The following is a 20030-nucleotide window of genomic DNA, read 5'->3' on the forward strand; positions in this document are numbered from 1 at the left end:
CTCTGGGCGGTCACGGTGACCATCGACGCCCGATGGGACGTTGCGGCTCCGACGTTCGAGTCAGACGACGATCAGGCACCCGTGGTCGTCGCGCACGGCCGCGTCCTCGTCGTCGAACCAGTGACCGTTCGAGCCGAGATAGCGGAAGCGCAGGGTGGTGCCGCGCGGCACGACGACCGTCGCGGTGCGGTTGCCGTTGGAGCGGGCCCGCAGCGCGGTCGCTCCCGGAGTCCAGTCGTTGAAGTCGCCGACCACGCTGACAGGGCCCGGCGGCTCATGCCGTGGCAGCGCCCAGGTCACTCGTATTTGCTGGTCCTTGGCAGGCACGATCCGGATCATCTAGTCATCGTTCCTTCCACGCTTCTCGGTCGCCGTGTTGAGACAGCCTGCCGATGAAGTACCGCACCCGACGCGCCGACGCGCTGTGCAGACAGCACAATCGCCGAATCGTGTGGTCTTGCGGGCGACAGAGTCACAGGCGTTCGCGAACGCGGCTACCCGCCGTTCACCCTGCCGACCAACGCCAGAGCCGCCGCGTTGAACGTACTGTTGTCGCATCGGTTGTCATCGATCGAAATTTTCCCAACTCTCGATTGCATACCGTTCGCCCACCGACTGAGCTGGAAAATCGTCAGCAAGCCGATCTTCGCAGCTCAGATACTCACAGCTGATTATCAGGAAGTGCCCGTCGGAGTCCAGTCGTTGAAGTCGCCGACCACGCTGACAGGGCCCGGCGGCTCATGCCGTGGCAGCGCCCAGGTCACTCGTATTTGCTGGTCCTTGGCAGGCACGATCCGGATCATCTAGTCATCGTTCCTTCCACGCTTCTCGGTCGCCGTGTTGAGACAGCCTGCCGATGAAGTACCGCACCCGACGCGCCGACGCGCTGTGCAGACAGCACAATCGCCGAATCGTGTGGTCTTGCGGGCGACAGAGTCACAGGCGTTCGCGAACGCGGCTACCCGCCGTTCACCCTGCCGACCAACGCCAGAGCCGCCGCGTTGAACGTACTGTTGTCGCATCGGTTGTCATCGATCGAAATTTTCCCAACTCTCGATTGCATACCGTTCGCCCACCGACTGAGCTGGAAAATCGTCAGCAAGCCGATCTTCGCAGCTCAGATACTCACAGCTGATTATCAGGAAGTGCCCGTCGGATTTTCTGGTCGGGAAGAAATCTGCTCGTGCGCGCAAGTGATGGGTGTAGTCTGACGACAAGAGTCTCCTCTCTGAAGAGGGTTCTCGTTCCTTCCGAAATGGCTTGAGTCCCATGACGGACCATTTTCTCAAAAATCGGCCGCCAGATCGTGTGACCGGGGGACGGAGCACCGATATGAGCTCGTCGTCATGGACCACCGACGCGTTGACCACGGAACGGCTGGCCTTGCGCCCCTGGCAGGTCGACGACGCTCAGGCCGCGTTGGAGGTCTACGGGTACGCCGAGGTGACTCGCTGGCTCAGCCCCGACATGGACCGGGTGCCGGACCTCGCGGCCATGCGGCTGCTGCTGCAGCAGTGGAGCGCCGAAGGCGCCCGGTTGCCTGCTCCGGCAGGCCGCTAAGCCGCCCAGCGCAACTCCGCATCCTCTTGTTCCGACATCGATCATCGGAGTACCCCATGCCCGTGTCCGAGCTGCAAACCGCCGTACTGGCCGACCACGCCGACGCTGCCGAAACCTGTGTGGCGTGCCCGCACCCGTGGCACGAGCACGACCCGCTCAGCGTTCGCTACTGCACCGCGACCACAGCTGTCGCGCTGTCCCGAAGCTGCATCTGCCGGTGACGTGCGACGCCTGACGCCACCAGCGCGTCGAGTCCGAGGTCCCCAGGCCCCAAGGGCTCCACGGGCCACCGGCTTCCGCGCCGTCCGACCTCACTCGTGCTCCTTCCAGCTGACACACGCTGACGGAGACACCGAACCGGTTTCGCCACCGCCACACCACGGGTATCCGCCCGGTGAGGCGACCTGACGCGGGTCGCTAGACGCGCGCACCCGCCAAATCCCACACCGATCGCCCCGGACCCGGCGACGGAGAACGTATGCCGTTCCTGGAGGTACGAACGTGAGCACGCAAGTCGAATCAAACGTCCCCCGAGTCGATGCCGCGCCGCAGCCCATGCTGGCCGGAGAGAAGTCCCCGGCCGAGATGTTCCTGGTCAAGCTGTTCGCCGTGATACCGGCGCTGGCACTGGCCGCAGCGGTGCCACTGGCATGGGGCTGGGGCCTCGGCTGGGTCGATGTGGGCCTCGCGGTCTTCTTCTACACCCTCACCTGTCTCGGCGTGACGATCGGATTCCACCGCTACTTCACGCACGGTGCTTTCAAAGCCACCCGTGCGCTGCGGATCACCCTCGCGGTCATCGGCAGCACGGCCATGCAGGGCCCGATCATCGGCTGGGTCGCCGACCACCGCCGCCACCACGCCTACGCCGACCGTGAGGGCGACCCGCACTCGCCGTGGCTCTTCGGCACCTCGGCCCGCGCACTGGCCAAAGGCTTCTGGCACGCCCACATGGGCTGGATGTTCCGCCGGGAGCAGACCAACGCCGCCCGCTTCGCCCCCGACCTGCTCGCCGACCCGGACATCCAGCGCGTCAACCGCCTGTTCCCCGCACTGACCGCCGTGACACTGCTCGCACCCGCACTCGCCGGAGGCCTGATCACCTGGAGCTGGTGGGGCGCACTCACCGCCTTCTTCTGGGCCGGGCTCGTTCGCGTCGCCCTGCTGCACCACGTCACCTGGTCGGTCAACTCGATCTGCCACATGATCGGCGACCGGCCCTTCACCGCGCGCGACAAGTCCGCCAACTTCTGGCCGCTCGCGATCCTGTCGATGGGCGAGTCCTGGCACAACTCCCACCACGCCGACCCCACCTGCGCCCGGCACGGCGTCCGCCGCGGTCAGATCGACATCTCCGCACGGCTGATCTGGGCCTTCGAGAAGCTCGGCTGGGCCACCGACGTCCGCTGGCCGAGGCCGGACCGGCTGGCTCGCAACCTCAAAGCCACCGAATCCTGACCAACTTCGCTTGTCCCACAAGGGAAGTACCACAGAGGGTTCATGCGACCAGGAATGAGGTGTAGGGTTGCCGTCCGTGGGGCAGGTGCGTTCTCGCACTCCCCCAACCCTCGCGCCGTCGAGAACGCGCGCCCGGCCAGGTGGTCCGAGGAGCCCGAGCACCAGAAGCCGTGCAGCCACTTCGGCTTCAGCACGAACAGGACGCGAAGAAAGCCGGAAACCACTGTTCAGCCATCCCGAAGAACACCACTCACGCGCGAAGCCCAGCTCCCCCGACGACAAACGGTCCTACGCGAACCTGTTCCGTGAACCAGTGCCGGCACCGCGAAGGACAGCCTGAACACCGGCAAGCCATCGCCCGGCAACAGCAGCGCATAACTCCACAGAGGACTGGCAAGCGCATGCCCGACACTCATGAAGGCGCGGCAATCGTCGCCCAACGCCTGCACCTCGCCACCGGATTCCTCGCATCCGAACGCGGCTGGGTCTCGAAACGCCTGAGCAAGCTCGGTTCGCGGTTGCGCTCGTTCCGCCACAACGAGATCGACCTGGAAATCAGCCTGAAGGACCGTCAAGGTGCCGAGCAGCGAGTCATCCTGGAATGCTGGATCAACTGCCGCCCTCGCCTGCACCTCGTCGCCACGTCCTCGGCACGCGATCTGCCCGCGGCACTGGGCGAGGTCCGCAACGAGCTGATTCGGCAGGTCGACGTGGCCGAGACGCGCACTGATCCACGCGCCAACCGCGCGCTGCGGCTGGTACCGAGATTGCCTGAGGACGAATAGAACTCGGCTCTCCGTGCCGGATCCTGTCCTCTGGTGGTCCACAATGGACTGCGAGGCCACGGGTCGTGCAGGACGCGTGAGTGCGGACTAGCGTGGGTTCCCTTCGCGCACGCCGCGGTGAACCTGGTGTTCGTCCGATGGGCGCGCCGGCGACTGGTGTCAGCCGAACTCTTCAGCGCGGTGGTGAGTGCGGCCTTGCTGGCCGCCGGACTGGCAGCTTCCGGCTTGAGTTGAGTACGCCGGAACGGGCGACTGTCGTCACCGCAGCGGCGTGAAACGGAGTAACCGAGGGCATGTCGTCGCACCGGCGGTCACGTTGGTGCCGCCTTTGGCGCACAAGGAAGTCCGGCCGTTTCGGCTGGAGGCGGGAGCGCCGAGATGATCTCGGAAACCGCAGGTGCGGGCCTTTCGGATCGGCGGAAGTGGACGCTCCACCGTGGACGGCTCAGACGAGCGGTCGGGGTGCCTGAGCCGGGACGGGTGCGGGCAGGCTCAGCACGTGCACTTCGGCCCGGTTCGGGCGCGCGGGCAGCGTGAGGCGATGCCCGTCCAACGTGGCCAGGTCGATGGTGCGCACAGGCCGTGCGACGAACCCGTCGAGCTGACTGCGGCGCCAGCGGTCGACGAGGTGGTAGTAACTCAGCCAGAGGACGTCGCCCAGTTCGGCGAGCAACGCACGCGGTGATTGCCGAGACCGCTTGGAGACCGGGCGGGCCGTTGGGGCGATGGGAAGGTGGGATGCCGACATCATGCCGGGACTCCCGTCCCCGGCCGGAGAAACGGCCGGTTCAGTTTTTCGCCGAGTACGACGTGAGCTTGACCGCCCAGGTACGAGGTGTTCCCGGCAAAATCAACCCTACACCAAATCGGATATGATCAACCAAATGCGAGGCGTGATCTTTTAAGTGTCACTCACTGCAGGTGAGGGCACCTTCCGTGATCCAGCAAATGCCGAGAAAGGTACTGCGCAAACGGCGGTGAATCACACAGTTTGCCGGATCGCAGATCTCGATTCGGCTTGCCGGTGAGCCGCAATTTCGCGCGACGCGTCCAGCCGCCCGGTCGTGGCGGCGACTGATTCCGCGTGGAGTGGTTGGAGGCGGACACACACGCCTTCCGCCTGCTGGATTACCGCCGAGGCGGGGATGCCTGTCCCGGCGCGCATCCGGCATTCCCCGCTCGGCAAGCACGTGGAGCACCACCACTCGGCACGCCGGCGCGCGGGGGCTCGCTGGGCGCGTCGCCGCGTATGCCCGCCCGCTGCTGCGGCAAGGCTGACACGTTCCGCCGTCGGAGCTGCCGCGCTCGACCAGCACCACCCTGCGGTGGTTGGGAAGGGCTAGGGTTCGTCCGTACGAGATCGCAATGGCGAGGAGTGACCGACATGGGCACGAATCGGCATCTCGACATCCTCCTGGTGATCAACGAAACCGCGGGTGCCGACCAGGAGCCCGTCGGTGTCCGCCACGTTTGCCTCGCCTGCCGGAAGTGCCTGAACGCGGCCGGTGTCGCGATCTACCTGGTAGGCACCGTGCAACCGCTCGAAGTCGCAGGAACCGCCGGCGACGAGATGGCCGAGTTGCAGACAACGGTCGGGGAAGGGCCTGTATCGGAGGCCATGCGACAGAACCAGCCGGTGTTCGCGTCCGACCTGGCGGACGGGTGGAGTGCGAACCGCTGGCCCGTGTTCGCCCCGGCCGCGGTCGCGGCGGGGGTCGCGGCGGTGTTCGTGATTCCCCTGACGCTCGGGGCGATCGCGCTGGGCGCGCTGGAGATCTGCCGGGACGTCGGCGGCCCGTTGTCGCCGGACGAGCTCGCGGACGCGCTGCTGTTCGCGGACACCGCGACCGCGCTGCTGCTCAGCCGGTCGGCAACACCGGCAACGCTGGACGGCGCCGACCTGTGGGCCACCGAGCCGGAGCGCCGGTGGGGAGTGGTGCACCAGGCCACCGGCATGATGTCGGTGCAGCTGGACACCGACCTCGGTGAGGCGTTCCTGCGGTTGCGGGCCCACGCGTACCTCACCGGCCTCCGTCTGTCAGAGGTGGCGGCGGACGTGGTTGCGCGCAGACTGAGATTCACCCCGGACACCAACCATGAGAATCAGAGGTGAGTCACGTGTTGGACCGGCGGATCGCTCGAACCTTCGTCGAGCTGGCGGACACGCTCGTGTTGCGGTTCGACGCCATCGACTTCCTGCACACCCTGACCGAACGCTGCGTCGAACTGCTGGAGGTCGACGCCGTCGGAATCCTGCTGGCCGACCAGCGGGGCGCGCTGAACCTGGTGGCCGCGTCCACCGAGCAGGCCCGGATGCTGGAGCTGTTCCAGCTGCAGGACGAGGAAGGCCCCTGCCTGGACTGCTTCCACACCGGGCAGCCGGTGGCGTGCGCCGACCTGGCCCAGGAGCCGCAACGCTGGCCCCGGTTCACGCTCGCGGCACGCGAACAGGGATTCTCCGCCGTCCACGCGGTACCGATGCGACTGCGCGAACAGGTCGTCGGCGCGCTGAACCTGTTCCGGGCCTCGCCCGGCGCCATCCCGGAGGACGCCGTCGAGCTGGCCCAGTCCTTCGCCAACGTCGCGACGATCAGCATCCTTCAGGTTCGTGCGCTCCGGCACAGCGAGATGGTCACCGAACAGCTGCAGAACGCGCTCAACAGCCGCATCGTCATCGAACAGGCCAAGGGCATCCTGACCGAACGCCTGCAGATCGGCGTCGCCGACGCGTTCTCCCTGATGCGGACCTACGCCCGCGACAGCAACCAGCTGCTGTCGGACATCGCGCATCAGGTGATCACGCGATCACCAGAGGTCGCCGAACTGACGAGGACCAAGAAACCCCGGTAGAGAGGCGCCGCACAGTCCACCGGCGTAAGTTCGACGGTGCCGAGAGCCACTTCGCGCGCCGGAAACCGGACTGACGCCGGCGTTGCCCGAGAACGGTCAGCTGACGACCGGAACGGGAGTGATTGGCGCGATGCCGCAACAGCGCACCTACCAGGTTCCCGTGCGGACCATTCTCGCGACCATCGGGCTGACCCTGGCCACGGTCGTGGCCGTGGTGTTCGTGATGCACGTCCAGCGAGTTCTCGTGTGGATGCTCATCGCCCTCGTCTTCACCGTCGCGCTCTACCCGGCGGTCAACTGGCTGCAGAACCACGTCAGGTGGTGCCGTCGCTCACTGGCGACCTTGGTCGTGTTCCTCGTGGTCTTCCTGGCATTCGGCGGCGTGCTCACACTCTTCGCCATACCGCTGGCCGAGCAGGGCACGCAGCTGGCGACCCGGTTGCCGGACATGATCGCGGACGCACGCGGAGGCAGAGGCCCGGTCGGCATCCTGCTGGAGCGCACCAACGCGCTGGAGTTCGCCCGTGACAACGAAGAGCGCATCCGGCAGTTCGCCACCGGACTCGGCACCCCGGCGCTGAACCTGCTGCGCAGCGCGGTCACCGGAATCGTCGCCACCATCTCCATCTTCGTCCTGTCCTACCTCGCGGTGCTGCAAGGCCCCAAAGTCATCGACGGGACGCTCGCGCTGTTCCCGCCGCACCGCGCGCAGCGCATCCACCGGGTCGGCCGCGAGTGCGCGAAGACCATCACCGGCTACATCTCCGGCAACCTGCTCATCAGCGTGATCTGCGGCGTGCTCACCTACATCGTGCTGAAGATCCTGGGAGTGCCGTTCGCGGAACTGATCGCGGTCTTCGTCGCGATCGCCGATCTGATCCCCCTGATCGGTGCCACCCTCGGCGCGGTGGTCGCCGGCGTCGCCGCACTCATCCACTCGCTGCCAGCGGCCATCACCGTGATCATCTTCTTCATCGTCTACCAGCAGCTGGAGAACCACCTGCTGCAACCGGTGATCTTCTCCAGGACGGTCAAGCTCAACCCGTTGACCGTGCTCGTGGCGTTGCTGCTGGCGACCGAACTCGCCGGAATACTCGGCGCACTGCTCGCCATCCCGGCCGCCGGCATCATCCAGGTCGTCCTGCGCGACGTCTGGCACCACCGCGGCGTGGCGCCGGACACCGGACCTGGTGCGGCAAAGCCGGCCGCGACGCCTGAAAACCAGGTGGACACCGGTGCAGACCAGCGCCATGAGCAGTAGCGCGAACGGTGGCGCCATGCCGGTCATGCCGGCGACGACACACCAGGTTCCGAGTGCAGACGCGTCCGGGCGTGGGCGATGTCGGGATAGACGTCGAACAACTCGTCCAGGCCGGTGATCGTCAGTGGCCGCAGCACCACGCGGGTACGCGCGACGAGACGCAGCCTGACACCGACTTCCTGTGCCGTTCTCCTGGCAATGACCAGGTCGGTGAGACCGGCTGCTCCGAAGAAACTCACTTCGGTGAGGTCGACGACCAGGTCCAGGCAAGTGGGCCGCAAGTGCTCCTGCAGACGATCACGCAGCAGCGGGCTCGTGACCATGTCCACCTCGCCGCGCACGGCGAGTACGACCGCACCGGGCGGGGCCGGGCACACCGTGACAGCGAGGACTTCGGCTCGTGGCGTGGTATTCGGCTGGACAGCCGCTGCGCGTGCGGGACCGTCCGTCGATTCGAGTTGGAGGAGGGACGCCATGGGGACATCTCCTTGATGGGGCAATGTCGAGCTTGCCCGGGTTGCAGGTGGCGCGGATGGAGCCGGGCCGTGCGCGGATGGTGGAACGCACACGGAGCCCCAGCCGGGGTTCCTCGAAGGTCCGGATGCTCGTCGGCAGACTCGGCGGCGGCCAGAAGTTCGCAGACACAACAGTCAGATGACTGTTCCGTTAGGACTGGTCGGAACGGCTTCCACGGGGGACCCGGTCGTGAGCGCACGGATCCGGTCGATCATCAGTTCTGCCTCGGCCGCGCTGAACAGGCCCAGCCCGGCAGCACGCCGGATGGCGGCGACCGTGCTCTGATGGGGTTCTGCGATCCCCGCGACAGGCGCGACAGCGGGAAGCTGATCGAAATGTGCCATGCGAGTGCCCCCTCGGTCGGATGCCGTCATGCCGGGGTCCAGGGCACTTCCCTGGAACAGTACTCGCATGTCCGGACAACGTTCGATCATCGCGGGCGCCCGGGTGCTGGTCGGTCGCACACGCAGGGCGCCAGGTAGCGGTTCTGGGCGTAGGCTGAGGGCACCGGAGGCGAACGAGCACCGCGGTCGTTGGTGCCGCCTCAGGTGCATGAGCAATTGCCGGCGCTCACTCATCGGGTGAACCGGAGGCAGGAGCGCCGAGATGACCTCGGTTCAGCTCAGTCCCACCCGCACAGCACCGACTGACCGGCGCGACCTCGCGCTGCGCTTGCGGATGAAACCGGCAGGAGCGGCACTCGTGCCCGTCGCCGGCGGCTGGTGGCCGCGGTCGGACGACCCGGCAGCCGAGTTCCCCGCGCTGATCGCCGCGCTCGCCGCATGGGTCGGACCGGTCAACCGTCTCTCCTACCACCTCGACACTTGGGGCACAGTGCCGCGGAAAGCACCCGTCGACGGTCGAACGGTTCGGTTCGAAGGCTTCCGATCGATCGATCCGCACACCGTCGTGGTGATCGGATCCGATCATCGGCGGGTCAACCTGCTCGTCGTGCCGCCCGGCATCCCGGCCGGTCCGGCACGCGCGGCGCTGCGATCGGCCGCCGACCGCGACTCGACCGCGAACGTCGCGGACATCCTGGCCGGCGACGGCGTGCCGCTGGACACCCACCACTTCAGCCCTCTGCTCATTCCCAGGGCCCGCCAGGCCGAGCCGGCCGAAGACCGCTGGGAATCGGAAGGTGGCCGCATCTGGTGACCCGGAAGCGTCCAGTCGCTGTTCCGGATGGAGGTCTCTTCGAGATGGCACAGACTGCATCAGTCCTCAGTGGACTGAGACACGGTCTCCTCCTTCAACCTTCGTAGGCTGAGGGGCTGAGGTAGCCGAGGCTGGAGTGCCGCTGAAGATCAGATCCTCTGGCGGCAACGAGCAGATCGCGGACAGGGACCGAAGCCAAGGGAACGACCTGGCGAGCGAGAACTGCGGCGGGGTTGCCCAGCGCCGGTCCGAGGGAGCGCTCCCATTTCGACCTGAGATCATCTAGCACCATGGACCGTTACGAGCAGTTCCGCAAGGCGGCGATCGATCGGGGCATCCCGAGCGACGAGGTCGACAAGTTCGCCGAGTACCTCCGATTCTCGATCTGGCTGGGTTCCGCCGCCCCCGGCGAGAAGGTTGTCGGGCAGAACGGAGGAGTTCCCCGGTTACCGGTGGGCATGGAGTGGCCGGGCGGCGAGTCCCCGCTGCCGTTCATCGCCTCCATCGACTGCGCGGCCCTTCCGCGGGTCGAGAAGCTTCCCCTGCCCGCGGACGGCACGCTGCTCTTCTTCCTGCACCACGAGGATGACCATCTGGAGCCCCTCAACGACGGCGTGCAGAAGTTCGCGCGGGTCCTGTACGTCCCCGCGGACACAGAGACGGCGGTGGCCACACTGCCGTGTGAGCCCGACGCCGTTTTCTACCACGAAGAGATCCCGTTCCTCATCCCGGAGTATCCGCTTTGCGCGTGGGTCGAGCCGTCCCTGCCGGAATGGATCGAAGACCGTGAAGATCGTGAGGTCGAATGGGAGTCGGACATCGAGAGGCAGCGGTTCGACGAACTGGAGCACCTCGACGAACTGTGCGAAGTAGCCGACGATCTCGGGGCGGAGCACGACTGGATGTCCACGCTCCGCATCGGCGGGTACTGCCAGTCGATCGGCGGGCAGGACGACCCTTGGCACCAGATGGCGTCCGCCGGCATCAGGAACCGGCCTGAAGCCCGCGACCGCCCGCGGTCGGAGAACATCCGCCTGGTCGAGGCGGAGGAGCACCGGTTGACGCGGGAATGGGTTTCGCTCGCCCAGTTCCACACGGAAAGCGAGGTCTACTATGGATGCTTCCTGATCAGCTTCGATGATCTCGCCGCCAAGCGCTTCGACAAGATGCGCTCGTTCTCCATGTTCACCGAATAGGCGGGCGCGTTCACGACTCTGCCATCCGTACCCGCCGGCTGGCGTTGTCGGTGAGAAACGCCGCCAGTTCCTGGCCTTGCTCAGCTACGGCGGCGTGCTCGGCCCGGGAGAAGCGTCGTAGCGGGGCGACGGTGACGGTGTCGGCCTCGGCGGTCCACGTGGCGGAGACCCGGCCGTCGACCAGCACCACGCGCTCGCCAGCGACGGACAGGCCGCGGTGGGCGTGGTCGATGATCCGGTCGCGGTCGTGGTAGCCGAGGATCGCGTTGTCGAACGCGGGCAGGAACCGCACCGGCGCGGGCGTGTCCGGATCGGGACGCGGCGCGTCGGGGAGGTCGATCAGTTCCCTGCCGCGTTCGTCTCGGAAGGTGACCAGCTTCTCGCGGATCGCGGCGACCGCGCCGGGCAGTCCGGCGAGGCCGCACCAGGCGCGCAGGTCGGCCACCGCGGCGGGGCCGAACGCGGCCAGGAAGCGCAGTGCCAGCGCCTCTCCGACCGGATCGGCGCCGGCCGGGGACGGCGGGGCGAGACCGCGCCCGAGCCACGAGGTGAGCGGCACGGTGCGCGCGCCCGCCTTCTGCCGCCAGAGCCCGCGCGGTGGCACCTGCACCGTCGGGACGAGCGCGGCGATCGCCATCTCGCCCAGGGGCCGCGCTCCGGCGGACGGCCAGCGCGCGGCGAGCGCCCGGCCCAGTTCGGGCATCGTGCGGGGCTGGTCGTCCCCCAGCACCTCCCGTGCCGCCGCCGCGAGTTCGTCGAGGTTCACCCCGTCGAACTCGCGGCGGTAGACGCCGAGAACCCGTTGGCGCAGCATGGAATCGTGGCGGGCACGCCAGGCCAGCGCGTCGTCGGCGGTGACGAGGTGGACCGTGCGGCGCATGAGGTGGGTCCGCACCACGCGACGCGTGATCAGCAACTCGTCGAGCCTGGCCGGGTCGAAGGCTGGCAGTCGTGACCAGAGGCCGACGAACGGTTCCTGTGGTTCCTGCGCCTGCAGGCCGCACAAGTGCGCGACGGCGTCGTACACGAAAAGGTCCGCGCGCTCGAGCAGCAACTGCCGGGCGAGCGTCGCCCGGTTGAGCGCACGGGTGGTCAGCACGGTCATCGGGTCAGGCCGCCACTCGCTCGGCGGCCGTCGCCCATCGGACCGTTGACCTTGGTCGACGGCACGACGTCGGCGCGCCGCCCCCGGAGTGCGGCACCCACGATCTCCTCGGGCAGGCCGTGCGGACCGTAGACGTCGACGAAGTTGATTCCCGCGTCCAGCGCCCGGCCGGGATTTCCGTTCTGGCCGGACAACATCGTGCCGAGGCAGTAGGGGCTGACCTGGATCCCGGTGCGGCCGAGAGTGCGCATCCTCATGGTGATGTGTCCTGTCGTGTGGTGGTCATGACCGACACGGTCGCTCCGTACCCGGACTGGCTGTCTCACGGCACAACAGTCGCAAGGCAAGCGGACAGGGTGTGTCCTCTACTTCCGGCGTAAGGAGAAATCCCGAGCACGGAGAACGGTCACGCCCGGCGGCCGGGCTGCGAGACGAGAGCGATCACTCCGGTCCTCCATAGGCACGAAGGAAAACGTCGACGCCGTCGGCGATGATCGCGGGGATGGACGCGCACTCCGGATCATCCTTGAGGGCTTCCAGCGCGAGGAGGAGCGTCAGCGCGGTGAAGTGCTTCACCGCGCGCTGCGGCTCGGCGGCCCGGATCGCGCCGGTCTCGGCGAGATGCGCGAACCGGTCTTCGAGCATCCGTTCCGGGTTGTCGCGCACCGCCGGGTCCAGTCGAGGCGCGGACAGCCCCTGCGCGCTCAGCCGCCGGAACGTGACGTAGTCGGAGGACGGGAACGCCTCGGTCACCACGCGCATCGCGAACGCGGTCAACGCCTCGCGCAGATCACGGCCGGACGTGAGCTCCTGCTCGATCGCCGCTCGAACGTGCGCCGTCATGGCTTCGTTGGCCCGTTCGAGAACGGCGCTGAACAAGGTCTGCTTGTCGCCGAAGTGGTCGTAGACGGTGCGTTTGGAGACCTGCGCCTGAGCGGCGATGGCGTCGACGCTGGTGAGCTCGTACCCGTCGGCGACGAAGAGCGCCTCGGCCGCGTCGAGTATCGCGGCCTGCTTGCGCGCGGACCGCTGCCGCCGCCCAGGAGTCTGGGCTGTCGCCTTGATCGTCGCCATGGCTCACATCGTATTCTCAGGAAAACAAAACTACACCGTGTAGTGTGGTTTCCGAGAGGAGCTGCGATGACGTCTACTGACACCGCCACGGACATCCGGGCGCGCGCCTTGACCAAGAGCTACGGAACGAAGGTCGCCGTCGCCGACCTGACCTTCACCGCGCGACCGGGAGCCGTCACCGGCTTCCTCGGGCCGAACGGGGCCGGCAAGAGCACGACGCTGCGAATGCTGCTGGGCCTGGTGAAGCCCACCCAGGGAACGATCACGATCGGCGACCGGCCCATCACCGCCCTGGCGCATCCCGCCCGCACGGTCGGCGCTCTGCTGGACGCCCGTGCGGTCCATCCCCGGCGCACCGCGGCCGACCACCTCCTCGCCCTGGCCCAACCGGCGGGCCTGGGCAGGAAGCGGGTGGCGGAGGTGCTGGACCTCGTCGGACTGACCGACGCCGCCACCCGGCAGGCCGGCGAGTTCTCGCTGGGCATGAACCAGCGCCTCGGCATCGCGGCCGCCCTGCTGGGCGATCCGGGTGTGCTGGTGTTCGACGAGCCGCTCAACGGCCTGGACCCCGAGGGCATCCGCTGGGCGCGCACGCTGATGCGCGGACTGGCCGACCAGGGACGCACGGTCCTGTTCTCCAGCCACCTGATGTCCGAGATGGAACTGACAGCGGACCACCTCGTGGTCGTCGGCCAGGGCCGGCTCATCGCCGAGTCCACAATGGACGAGCTGGTGCGGGCGAACGCCGCCCAGGCGGTCCGGGTCTCCGCACCGGCACTGGAGGAGCTCGGGCGGGCACTGCGGCAGGCAGGCGTCACGTTCGAGCAGACCGCCGACCGCGCCTTGGTCGTCACCGGGGCCGACCCGGCCCTCGTCGGCAAGATCGCCGCGGCCGAGGGGATCGCTCTCGACGAGCTCGCCGCGGTCCGCGAGTCCCTCGAGGACGTCTTCCTGAGGCTCACCCACCACGTCACCGAGTACGAAAGCCACACGCCGTGAACATCGTCCGTTCCGAATGGACAAAGCTGCGCAGTGTCCGCAGCACCTGGATCACCGCCTTCAGCACCATCGCCTCCGGTATCGCGCTGAGCGTGCTCGGCGTGTCCGACCTGCTCACCGCACCGCCATCCGGCCTGGCTCCCGGCTGGGACCCGACCGCCCTCAGTCTGAAGGGGTTCCTCTTCGCCCAGCTGGTCATCGGGATGCTGGGCGCCTTCAGCGTCACCCCGGAGTACGCCAGCGGGATGATCGGCAGCAGTCTCTCCGTGGTTCCGTCGCGATCTCGTCTGCTCATCGCGAAAGCCGTCGTCGTGACGGCGATCGCGTTCGCCACCGGCCTGCTCACCACGTTCGTCAGCTTCACCGCCGTGCAACTGGCCCTCGGCGGCGCCGGGATTCCCGCCGCCGGACTGACCGATCCCGGTGTCTTCGGGGCGCTCGTGGGAGCGACGCTGTACCTCACGCTCATCGCGCTCATCGGGATGGCCGTCGGCGTGCTGACCCGCTCGAGCACCGGCAGCCTCGCCGTGCTCGTCGGCGCCCTCCTCCTCGTGCCCGCGCTCGCCCCTGGGCTGCCCGGCGCGCTGGGCGACTTCTTCGGCCGGTACTGGCCGATCACCGCCGGCCAGGCCTCGTACGCGGTGGTGCCGGTCGACGACGCGGTCGCGCCGGGGGTCGGCCTGCTCCTCCTCGTCGCCGGTGCCGCGGCGGTCAACGTCGCCGGCCACGTCTCCTTCCGCACCAGGGACGTCTGACACCCGCACCGTCTAGGACGACATGGTGACTGACATACCCGGCACCGAAGTCCTTCGCCGTCCTGGACAGGCCGTGCTGGGCCACACTCGAAGCCTTCGTCGGCTCACTGTGACGGCTCATGAAACCGGCCTGGTCGGCGCGGAAACGCCGACCAGGCCGGTCACTTCTTCAGGGCAGGTGATCAGAGGATCTTGTTGAAGTTGCCCCAGCCGTTACCGATCTGACGAGCCTCACTGTAGGCGTCTCCATTGTCGCGGACGAAGTTGTTGGCATACAGCCACAACGTGCCATCCGCCTTACGCGCCACCAAATCAGTAAACCCATCACCAGTCACATCAGCACCGATGACCTTGTCGAAGTTGCCCCAGCCGTTACCGATCTGACGAGCCTCACTGTAGGCGTCACCGTTATCGCGGACGAAGTTGTTGGCATACAGCCACAACGTGCCATCCGCCTTACGCGCCACCAAATCAGTAAACCCATCACCAGTCACATCAGCACCGATGATCTCGTTGAAGTTGCCCCAGCCGTTACCGATCTGACGAGCCTCGCTGTAGGCGTCGCCGTTGTCGCGGACGAAGTTGTTGGCGTACAGCCACAACGTGCCGTCCGCCTTGCGGGCCACCAGGTCCGCGAACGAGTCGCCCGTGACGCTGTGGCCGATCTTCGGCTCCTCGACCGGCGTGCCACTACCCACGCCCGCGGGTGAGATGTACCCGTCGATGTCCGAGTTCGTGCGCGAGTAGCTGGCCCGGCTGACCTTGCTCGGGTTGCCCTGGTTGCCGCCGATCGTGTTGACGTAGGTGCTGCTGGCGCTCGTCACGATGGCGACGTGGTCGATCGGGTGCGCGTCGCCGGACACGTGGTCCCAGTCGAACACGATGGCGTCACCTGGCTGGGGCTTGTACCCGCTGGAGCGGGAGTGGTACAGTCCGCGCTTCGTCCCGTACGTCTTGAACGACTGCGCCCAGCCGTCCAGACCACTCCGGTCGGACACGCCGGCCTGCGCCCACACCCAACGGGCGAACTCCGCGCACCACGCCATGCCGCAGCTGTTGTAGTAGCCCGGGTTGCACGCCGTGCCGCCCAGCTCGTCGACGGCCACGTCGACGATTTCCTGTCGTGTCGCGGCGGCGGACGCAGGGGGCGCCACCAGGACAGCGCCACTCACCATGGCCAGCGCGGCGACCAGCACGACACGACCGGACCGTCGCCAGCCGGCGGTCGCCCTCCGGCGGATTCCTGACCTGTGCATCGAAATCTCCTCAACTCTGATGTGAACGCGACCGGATGACGGGCGACCGGATCGAGAGGGTGGTCGTTCCTCTACCCGGTGTCGGCCGCCGATGTCCCACACCGTGGTTCCGCGCGGTTGCAAGAAGGTTCAGGAACCCTTTAACCGCCACGGCGAGACCCCCGTCTCCGGAGGCTGCCGGCCTCAAGGATCAGGCGGTGACACGACCGGGCCGTGGGTCGAGGTGGTGCCGCTTGTGGCCCGTTGAAAGAAAAATTCCAGTGCCGGCCCGCATCATCGCCCGATCCCGGTCTGAAGACCGGTGAGCCAGGAGGAGCAGGCCTTGGACATGGTGTCCCTGTCGGATCCCGCCGTCGCGACGATCCCGGTGCGCGAGAGCGGTGAGCCGCTGGCCGACCTGCGCACGGTCGCCGCGCTCCGGCTCGACAGCCGCCTCGCCGACGAGGAAGGCCTGTACGCCCGGTTGCGCATCGGTGTGGTGGACCGGCTGGTCACGGCGCAGACGCTGCTGCCGGCGGGCCTGCGGCTGCTGATCGTCGAGGGATACCGGCCGCCGGCGGAGTCCTCCGAGGAGCTCCGGACCCGCTCACCGCACGTCACCGGGGCCGCTGTCGACCTGAGCCTGTGCACCATGGACGAGGTCGAGCTCGACCTGGGAACCGCCGTCGGCGACACCGCAACGGAAAGGTGCCACACCGAGGACCCGGCGATCGGGGCCGACGCTCGCCGGAACCGCGAGATCCTGGCGGCGGCGTTGCGGGCGGCGGGGCTGGTCAACTATCCGGCCGAGTGGTGGCACTGGTCCTACGGCGACCGCTATTGGGCATACGTGACGGGGTCCCAGTCTGCCTGCTACGGGCCTGCTTCACCCTGATCTGACCGAAGGCCGGCCGCGGCCGGGCGATGTGATCTACCTTCAGTGGCGTCGCTGGGGAGGTCACGTCTTGCTCGAGTTCCGGCTGCTCGGCCCGGTCGAGGCCGTCATGGGTGGTAGACCCGTTCCGCTCGGCGGAGCCAAGCCGCAGGTGCTGCTGGCCGCGCTGGTGCTGGAACGCGGGAGGGTGGTGTCGGCGAGCCGTCTCGTCGAGCTGGTGTGGCGCGACGACCCGCCGACCAGCGCCCGTTCGATCATCCAGACGTACGTTTCCAAGCTGCGCAAGGCGTTGGCCGACCACGGCGCCCACGACGTGATCGTCACCAAGCCGCCGGGCTACCTGATCCGCCTCGACGGCGCGCGGGTCGACGCCGACGACCTCTCCGCCCTGCTGGCGCGGGCCAAGCAGGAAAGCCAGACCCACGGCTACGATCCGGCCGCGCGCCTGCTGCGCGAGGCCATCGCCCTGTCGCGCGGGCCGGCGTTGTCCGGTCTGGAGGACACGCTCCTGCACAGCGAGGCCAGGCGTCTCGACGAACTGGTCGTCTCCGTGCTGGAGGAGCGCTTCTCCGCCGAGCTGAGCCTCGGCCGGTTCGACCACCTCGCCGAACTCACGCGTGCCGTGGCACGACATCCGGCGAACGAGCGGCTGCGGGGGCAGCTGATGGTCACGCTGTACCGCCTCAGACGGCAGGCCGACGCCCTTGCGTGCTACCGGGAAGGACGCGAGGCGCTGGTCGAGGAACTCGGCGTGGAGCCGGGAGCGGAGCTCAGCTCGATCCACTCCGCCATCCTGCGCGGCACGCTGGACCTGGTCCCGGCGGGCGCGGCGCCGGTGGGACAGACCGCGTGGGCCATGGTCCCCGCGCAGTTGCCGGCCTCGCCCGCCGACTTCACCGGCAGGGTCCGGGAACTGGCGGCGCTGGCCGCCGGGCTGTGTGCCGAGGCACCCGCGGTGCAGGTCGTGACCGGGCAGGGAGGGTGCGGGAAGTCCGCGCTGACCGTCCGCGCCGCGCACCAGGCGTCGGCGTCGTTCCCCGACGGTCAGCTGTACGCCGAGCTGCGCGGCATGAGCGACGCGCCGGCGAGCCCCGGCGAGGTCCTGGGCCGGTTCCTGCGAGCGCTCGGGATCGAGGCCGGCCAGCTGCCCGAGTCGGCGCAGGAACGCCAGGAGCTCTACCGGACACTGCTGTCGGGCCGCCGGGTCCTCGTCGTCCTCGACGACGCCGCGTCCGAGGAACAGGTGCGACCGCTGCTGCCGGGCGCCGCCGGCTGTGCCGTGCTCATCTCCTCGCGCGACCGCCTGGCCGGGCTGGCGGGCGCGATCCTCACCGAGCTGGACCTGGTGACGCCGGAGGAGGCCTACGACCTGCTCGCGCACATCGTCGGCGAGACCCGCCTGGCAGACGACGAGGACTCGGTGGCCCGGATCGTCGACGCCTGCGGGCGGCTGCCACTGGCGCTGCGGATCGCCGGTGCCCGCCTGGCCTCGCGCCGGCAACTGCCGTTGAAAGTGCTCGCTGACCGGCTCACCGACGAACGCCAGCGCCTCAACGAACTCGCCGCCGGTGACCTCGCCGTGCGCAGCAGCATCGCGCTGAGCTACCAGTCGCTGGACGAGCGGGCACGGACGGCGCTCGGCCGGATGGGACACCTCGGCCTGCCGGACTTCTCCACCTGGGTGGTCAGCTGGCTGCTCGCGACCTCCGAGGCGGACGCGGAGAAGGTTCTCGAGGTTCTGGTCGACGCGCAACTGGCCGCGTTGTCCGGCATCGACGCGGCGGGCGTCCTGCGCTACCGGCTCCACGACCTGGTCCGGCTCTACGCCCGCGAGCGTGCCGAGGCCGACGAGCCCACCGCGTTGACCGGCTCGATCGCCCGAGTCCTGGAAGGCTGGATCGGCCTGCTGGGCCGGACGGCGGTGAACATCCCGCCGGCGGAGACCTCCTGGCGTCCGGCCGCCGGGGAACCGACCGACTTCGCCGGGATGGCGGCCAGGCTGCCCGGCGACCTCAACGCCTGGCTCCAGGGCGAGGAGCCGGCTCTGGCGGTCGCGGTCGAGCGGGCCGCCGCCACCGGCCTGCACCAGCAGGTCTGCGACTTCGTCTCGGCGCACAGCTCGATCGAGCCCGTGACCAACCGGTTCGAGTTCCGTGATCGGATCATCGGCGTCGCGATGGCGGCGGCACCGCACACCGGCTCCCCCGCCACCGAGGCGGAGATGCTGGCCCAGCTCGCGCGCCTGCGCTACGCCCAGGACCGGTACGCCGAGGCGCGCCAGCTCTTCGGCGAGGTCCTGAGCCGCTGCCGCAACCTCCACGACGTACGCGGACAGGCCGCCGCGCTCACCGGGATGGGGACCGCGTGCCGGGAGCCGGGCTACCTCACCGAAGCTGTCCACTTCCTGAGCCAGGCGGCCACCTTGGTGCAGGCGCTCGACGATCAGGCCGGCATCGGGCACGTGCTGCGGATCAGGGGTTCGGTCTACCTCGAACAGGGTGACTACGCCGCGGCGCACGCGGACCTGACGGAGTCACTGGCCGCGTACCACCGGACCGGCAGCCGGCGGGGCGTCGCCCTGTCACTGCGCAGCATCGGTCTCTACCACCGAGCGCTCGGCGCGTACGACGAGGCGCTGGCCGCTTGTGCCGACGCAGTAGCGATTTTCGCCGAACTCGGCGACGATCTCATGCACTCCTACGCCGTGCGCGCGCACGCCAAGACGCAGCTGCGGCTGGGCCAGAGCGCCGAAGCGCTGCCGCGCCTCGAAGCGGCGCTGGCCACCGCGCACGACAACGACGACCGATGGGGCCAGGCCGCCACCCTCCGCGTCCTGGGCCAGCTGCACCTGGCGGACGGACGCCTGGACCTCGCGCAGGACTACCTCGACGGCGCGATCTCGATCTGGGACACCATGGAGACCTCGCTCTGGAAGGCCCGCACCGAGTACGACCTCTCGCTGCTGCACCGCGCGCGTGGCGAAACCGAAGCGGCCGACGCGGCGTTCGCCCGCGCGCGAGCCGTGTTCCACGCCCGCGGGTCACGGGAGTACACCGAGCACCCGGCGAGCCACTAGCCAGGGCATCGAGCGCCGGCGGGCTTGGGTGATCGGTCGTCCTGTTTCCACTGCGGCACATGGGTTCGGTCCTCCCAGCCGCGCGACGACGCCGACGAGAAATCGCC

22 protein-coding genes are annotated in these 20030 nt (G+C 68.4%); 13 read left to right on the top strand and 9 right to left on the bottom strand.

The features are described from left to right. Positions 1–60: 60 nt before the first annotated feature. Positions 61–339 (bottom strand): isoamylase, encoded by a 279-nt coding sequence (locus tag ACRSBM_RS25585; protein ID WP_434446779.1) that lies wholly within the window; start codon positions 337–339, stop codon positions 61–63. Between the two features lie 993 nt (positions 340–1332). Here ACRSBM_RS25585 and ACRSBM_RS25590 point away from each other — a divergent pair. From ACRSBM_RS25590 to ACRSBM_RS25605, 4 genes are all read left to right on the top strand, one after another. Then, positions 1333–1560: a hypothetical protein gene (locus ACRSBM_RS25590; protein ID WP_434446781.1), complete on the top strand. Its 228-nt coding sequence runs from the start codon at positions 1333–1335 to the stop codon at positions 1558–1560. A gap of 62 nt (positions 1561–1622) precedes the next feature. Further along, a complete protein-coding gene (locus tag ACRSBM_RS25595) occupies positions 1623–1781 on the top strand; it encodes an RGCVC family protein (RefSeq protein ID WP_434446783.1) in 159 nt (52 codons plus the stop codon). Positions 1782–2115: 334 nt separating this feature from the next. Further along, complete coding sequence (locus tag ACRSBM_RS25600) at positions 2116–3018, top strand: acyl-CoA desaturase (protein WP_434453213.1); 903 nt, start codon at positions 2116–2118, stop codon at positions 3016–3018. Between the two features lie 305 nt (positions 3019–3323). Further along, positions 3324–3803, top strand: a complete 480-nt coding sequence (locus tag ACRSBM_RS25605) for an HPF/RaiA family ribosome-associated protein (RefSeq protein ID WP_434446785.1) — start codon at positions 3324–3326, stop codon at positions 3801–3803. Between the two features lie 445 nt (positions 3804–4248). Here the strand turns inward: ACRSBM_RS25605 and ACRSBM_RS25610 are convergent, their stop codons facing one another. Continuing rightward, a complete protein-coding gene (locus ACRSBM_RS25610) occupies positions 4249–4554 on the bottom strand; it encodes a hypothetical protein (RefSeq protein WP_434446787.1) in 306 nt (101 codons plus the stop codon). A 633-nt stretch (positions 4555–5187) separates the two neighbouring features. On the opposite strand from ACRSBM_RS25610, the gene ACRSBM_RS25615 reads away from it, so the two are divergent. The 3 genes from ACRSBM_RS25615 to ACRSBM_RS25625 all read left to right on the top strand — a co-directional run bounded on the left by ACRSBM_RS25615 (position 5188) and on the right by ACRSBM_RS25625 (position 7914). Beyond that, positions 5188–5916, top strand: a complete 729-nt coding sequence (locus tag ACRSBM_RS25615; RefSeq protein WP_434446789.1) for a GAF and ANTAR domain-containing protein — start codon at positions 5188–5190, stop codon at positions 5914–5916. Next, entirely contained in the window at positions 5913–6653 is a 741-nt protein-coding gene (locus ACRSBM_RS25620; protein WP_434446791.1) for a GAF and ANTAR domain-containing protein, read from the top strand. Before ACRSBM_RS25615 ends, ACRSBM_RS25620 begins: the two co-directional genes overlap by 4 nt. A 130-nt stretch (positions 6654–6783) precedes the next feature. Beyond that, positions 6784–7914, top strand: coding sequence for an AI-2E family transporter (locus ACRSBM_RS25625; protein WP_434446793.1), 1131 nt, complete (start codon positions 6784–6786; stop codon positions 7912–7914). Positions 7915–7937: 23 nt separating this feature from the next. Here the strand turns inward: ACRSBM_RS25625 and ACRSBM_RS25630 are convergent, their stop codons facing one another. After that, the gene (locus ACRSBM_RS25630; protein ID WP_434446795.1) at positions 7938–8390 is read right to left on the bottom strand and encodes an STAS domain-containing protein; all 453 of its coding nucleotides are present in this window, start codon (positions 8388–8390) and stop codon (positions 7938–7940) included. A 174-nt stretch (positions 8391–8564) separates the two neighbouring features. Then, positions 8565–8843 carry a hypothetical protein gene (locus ACRSBM_RS25635; protein WP_434446797.1) on the bottom strand — a complete coding sequence of 93 codons (279 nt, stop codon included), beginning with the start codon at positions 8841–8843 and terminating at the stop codon, positions 8565–8567. A 193-nt stretch (positions 8844–9036) separates the two neighbouring features. Between ACRSBM_RS25635 and ACRSBM_RS25640 the strand changes: the two genes are divergently transcribed. Beyond that, positions 9037–9588 carry a DUF5994 family protein gene (locus tag ACRSBM_RS25640; RefSeq protein WP_434446799.1) on the top strand — a complete coding sequence of 184 codons (552 nt, stop codon included), beginning with the start codon at positions 9037–9039 and terminating at the stop codon, positions 9586–9588. Between the two features lie 66 nt (positions 9589–9654). Here the strand turns inward: ACRSBM_RS25640 and ACRSBM_RS25645 are convergent, their stop codons facing one another. Then, the gene (locus ACRSBM_RS25645; protein ID WP_434446801.1) at positions 9655–9870 is read right to left on the bottom strand and encodes a fumarylacetoacetate hydrolase family protein; all 216 of its coding nucleotides are present in this window, start codon (positions 9868–9870) and stop codon (positions 9655–9657) included. A gap of 8 nt (positions 9871–9878) precedes the next feature. On the opposite strand from ACRSBM_RS25645, the gene ACRSBM_RS25650 reads away from it, so the two are divergent. Beyond that, positions 9879–10784 carry a DUF1963 domain-containing protein gene (locus ACRSBM_RS25650; protein ID WP_434446803.1) on the top strand — a complete coding sequence of 302 codons (906 nt, stop codon included), beginning with the start codon at positions 9879–9881 and terminating at the stop codon, positions 10782–10784. 10 nt (positions 10785–10794) lie between these two features. Here ACRSBM_RS25650 and ACRSBM_RS25655 read toward each other — a convergent pair whose 3' ends face one another. The 3 genes from ACRSBM_RS25655 to ACRSBM_RS25665 form a co-directional block, all read right to left on the bottom strand. Continuing rightward, positions 10795–11889: a winged helix DNA-binding domain-containing protein gene (locus tag ACRSBM_RS25655; protein ID WP_434446805.1), complete on the bottom strand. Its 1095-nt coding sequence runs from the start codon at positions 11887–11889 to the stop codon at positions 10795–10797. Beyond that, positions 11886–12146 (bottom strand): hypothetical protein, encoded by a 261-nt coding sequence (locus tag ACRSBM_RS25660; protein WP_434446807.1) that lies wholly within the window; start codon positions 12144–12146, stop codon positions 11886–11888. The genes ACRSBM_RS25655 and ACRSBM_RS25660 overlap by 4 nt, the downstream gene beginning before the upstream one ends. Positions 12147–12330: 184 nt before the next feature. Beyond that, entirely contained in the window at positions 12331–12963 is a 633-nt protein-coding gene (locus ACRSBM_RS25665; protein WP_434446809.1) for a TetR/AcrR family transcriptional regulator, read from the bottom strand. 66 nt (positions 12964–13029) lie between these two features. On the opposite strand from ACRSBM_RS25665, the gene ACRSBM_RS25670 reads away from it, so the two are divergent. Both ACRSBM_RS25670 and ACRSBM_RS25675 read left to right on the top strand, forming a co-directional pair. Continuing rightward, positions 13030–13962 (top strand): ABC transporter ATP-binding protein, encoded by a 933-nt coding sequence (locus ACRSBM_RS25670; RefSeq protein WP_434446810.1) that lies wholly within the window; start codon positions 13030–13032, stop codon positions 13960–13962. Then, positions 13959–14717 (top strand): ABC transporter permease, encoded by a 759-nt coding sequence (locus ACRSBM_RS25675; protein ID WP_434446812.1) that lies wholly within the window; start codon positions 13959–13961, stop codon positions 14715–14717. Before ACRSBM_RS25670 ends, ACRSBM_RS25675 begins: the two co-directional genes overlap by 4 nt. 182 nt (positions 14718–14899) lie before the next feature. On the opposite strand, the gene ACRSBM_RS25680 is transcribed toward ACRSBM_RS25675, so the two are convergent. Then, positions 14900–15973 carry a CHAP domain-containing protein gene (locus ACRSBM_RS25680; protein WP_434446814.1) on the bottom strand — a complete coding sequence of 358 codons (1074 nt, stop codon included), beginning with the start codon at positions 15971–15973 and terminating at the stop codon, positions 14900–14902. A 328-nt stretch (positions 15974–16301) separates the two neighbouring features. Between ACRSBM_RS25680 and ACRSBM_RS25685 the strand changes: the two genes are divergently transcribed. Continuing rightward, a complete protein-coding gene (locus ACRSBM_RS25685) occupies positions 16302–16847 on the top strand; it encodes a M15 family metallopeptidase (RefSeq protein ID WP_434453215.1) in 546 nt (181 codons plus the stop codon). 70 nt (positions 16848–16917) lie between these two features. Next, positions 16918–19923 carry an AfsR/SARP family transcriptional regulator gene (locus ACRSBM_RS25690; RefSeq protein ID WP_434446816.1) on the top strand — a complete coding sequence of 1002 codons (3006 nt, stop codon included), beginning with the start codon at positions 16918–16920 and terminating at the stop codon, positions 19921–19923. Positions 19924–20030 lie beyond the last annotated feature (107 nt).

The organism is Lentzea xerophila (assembly GCF_051094245.1).
In the GTDB taxonomy this organism is placed as follows: domain Bacteria; phylum Actinomycetota; class Actinomycetes; order Mycobacteriales; family Pseudonocardiaceae; genus Lentzea; species Lentzea xerophila.

Excerpts from the sequence above, each read along its gene's own strand:
- ACRSBM_RS25585 (WP_434446779.1), bottom strand. The coding sequence starts at position 339 with ATGATCCGGATCGTGCCTGCCAAGGACCAGCAAATACGAGTGACCTGG.
- ACRSBM_RS25590 (WP_434446781.1), top strand. The coding sequence starts at position 1,333 with ATGAGCTCGTCGTCATGGACCACCGACGCGTTGACCACGGAACGGCTG.
- ACRSBM_RS25600 (WP_434453213.1), top strand. The coding sequence starts at position 2,116 with ATGCTGGCCGGAGAGAAGTCCCCGGCCGAGATGTTCCTGGTCAAGCTG.
- ACRSBM_RS25610 (WP_434446787.1), bottom strand. The coding sequence starts at position 4,554 with ATGATGTCGGCATCCCACCTTCCCATCGCCCCAACGGCCCGCCCGGTC.
- ACRSBM_RS25615 (WP_434446789.1), top strand. The coding sequence starts at position 5,188 with ATGGGCACGAATCGGCATCTCGACATCCTCCTGGTGATCAACGAAACC.
- ACRSBM_RS25625 (WP_434446793.1), top strand. The coding sequence starts at position 6,784 with ATGCCGCAACAGCGCACCTACCAGGTTCCCGTGCGGACCATTCTCGCG.
- ACRSBM_RS25630 (WP_434446795.1), bottom strand. The coding sequence starts at position 8,390 with ATGGCGTCCCTCCTCCAACTCGAATCGACGGACGGTCCCGCACGCGCA.
- ACRSBM_RS25635 (WP_434446797.1), bottom strand. The coding sequence starts at position 8,843 with ATGCGAGTACTGTTCCAGGGAAGTGCCCTGGACCCCGGCATGACGGCA.
- ACRSBM_RS25640 (WP_434446799.1), top strand. The coding sequence starts at position 9,037 with ATGACCTCGGTTCAGCTCAGTCCCACCCGCACAGCACCGACTGACCGG.
- ACRSBM_RS25645 (WP_434446801.1), bottom strand. The coding sequence starts at position 9,870 with ATGATCTCAGGTCGAAATGGGAGCGCTCCCTCGGACCGGCGCTGGGCA.
- ACRSBM_RS25650 (WP_434446803.1), top strand. The coding sequence starts at position 9,879 with ATGGACCGTTACGAGCAGTTCCGCAAGGCGGCGATCGATCGGGGCATC.
- ACRSBM_RS25655 (WP_434446805.1), bottom strand. The coding sequence starts at position 11,889 with ATGACCGTGCTGACCACCCGTGCGCTCAACCGGGCGACGCTCGCCCGG.
- ACRSBM_RS25660 (WP_434446807.1), bottom strand. The coding sequence starts at position 12,146 with ATGAGGATGCGCACTCTCGGCCGCACCGGGATCCAGGTCAGCCCCTAC.
- ACRSBM_RS25665 (WP_434446809.1), bottom strand. The coding sequence starts at position 12,963 with ATGGCGACGATCAAGGCGACAGCCCAGACTCCTGGGCGGCGGCAGCGG.
- ACRSBM_RS25670 (WP_434446810.1), top strand. The coding sequence starts at position 13,030 with ATGACGTCTACTGACACCGCCACGGACATCCGGGCGCGCGCCTTGACC.
- ACRSBM_RS25680 (WP_434446814.1), bottom strand. The coding sequence starts at position 15,973 with ATGCACAGGTCAGGAATCCGCCGGAGGGCGACCGCCGGCTGGCGACGG.
- ACRSBM_RS25685 (WP_434453215.1), top strand. The coding sequence starts at position 16,302 with ATGGTGTCCCTGTCGGATCCCGCCGTCGCGACGATCCCGGTGCGCGAG.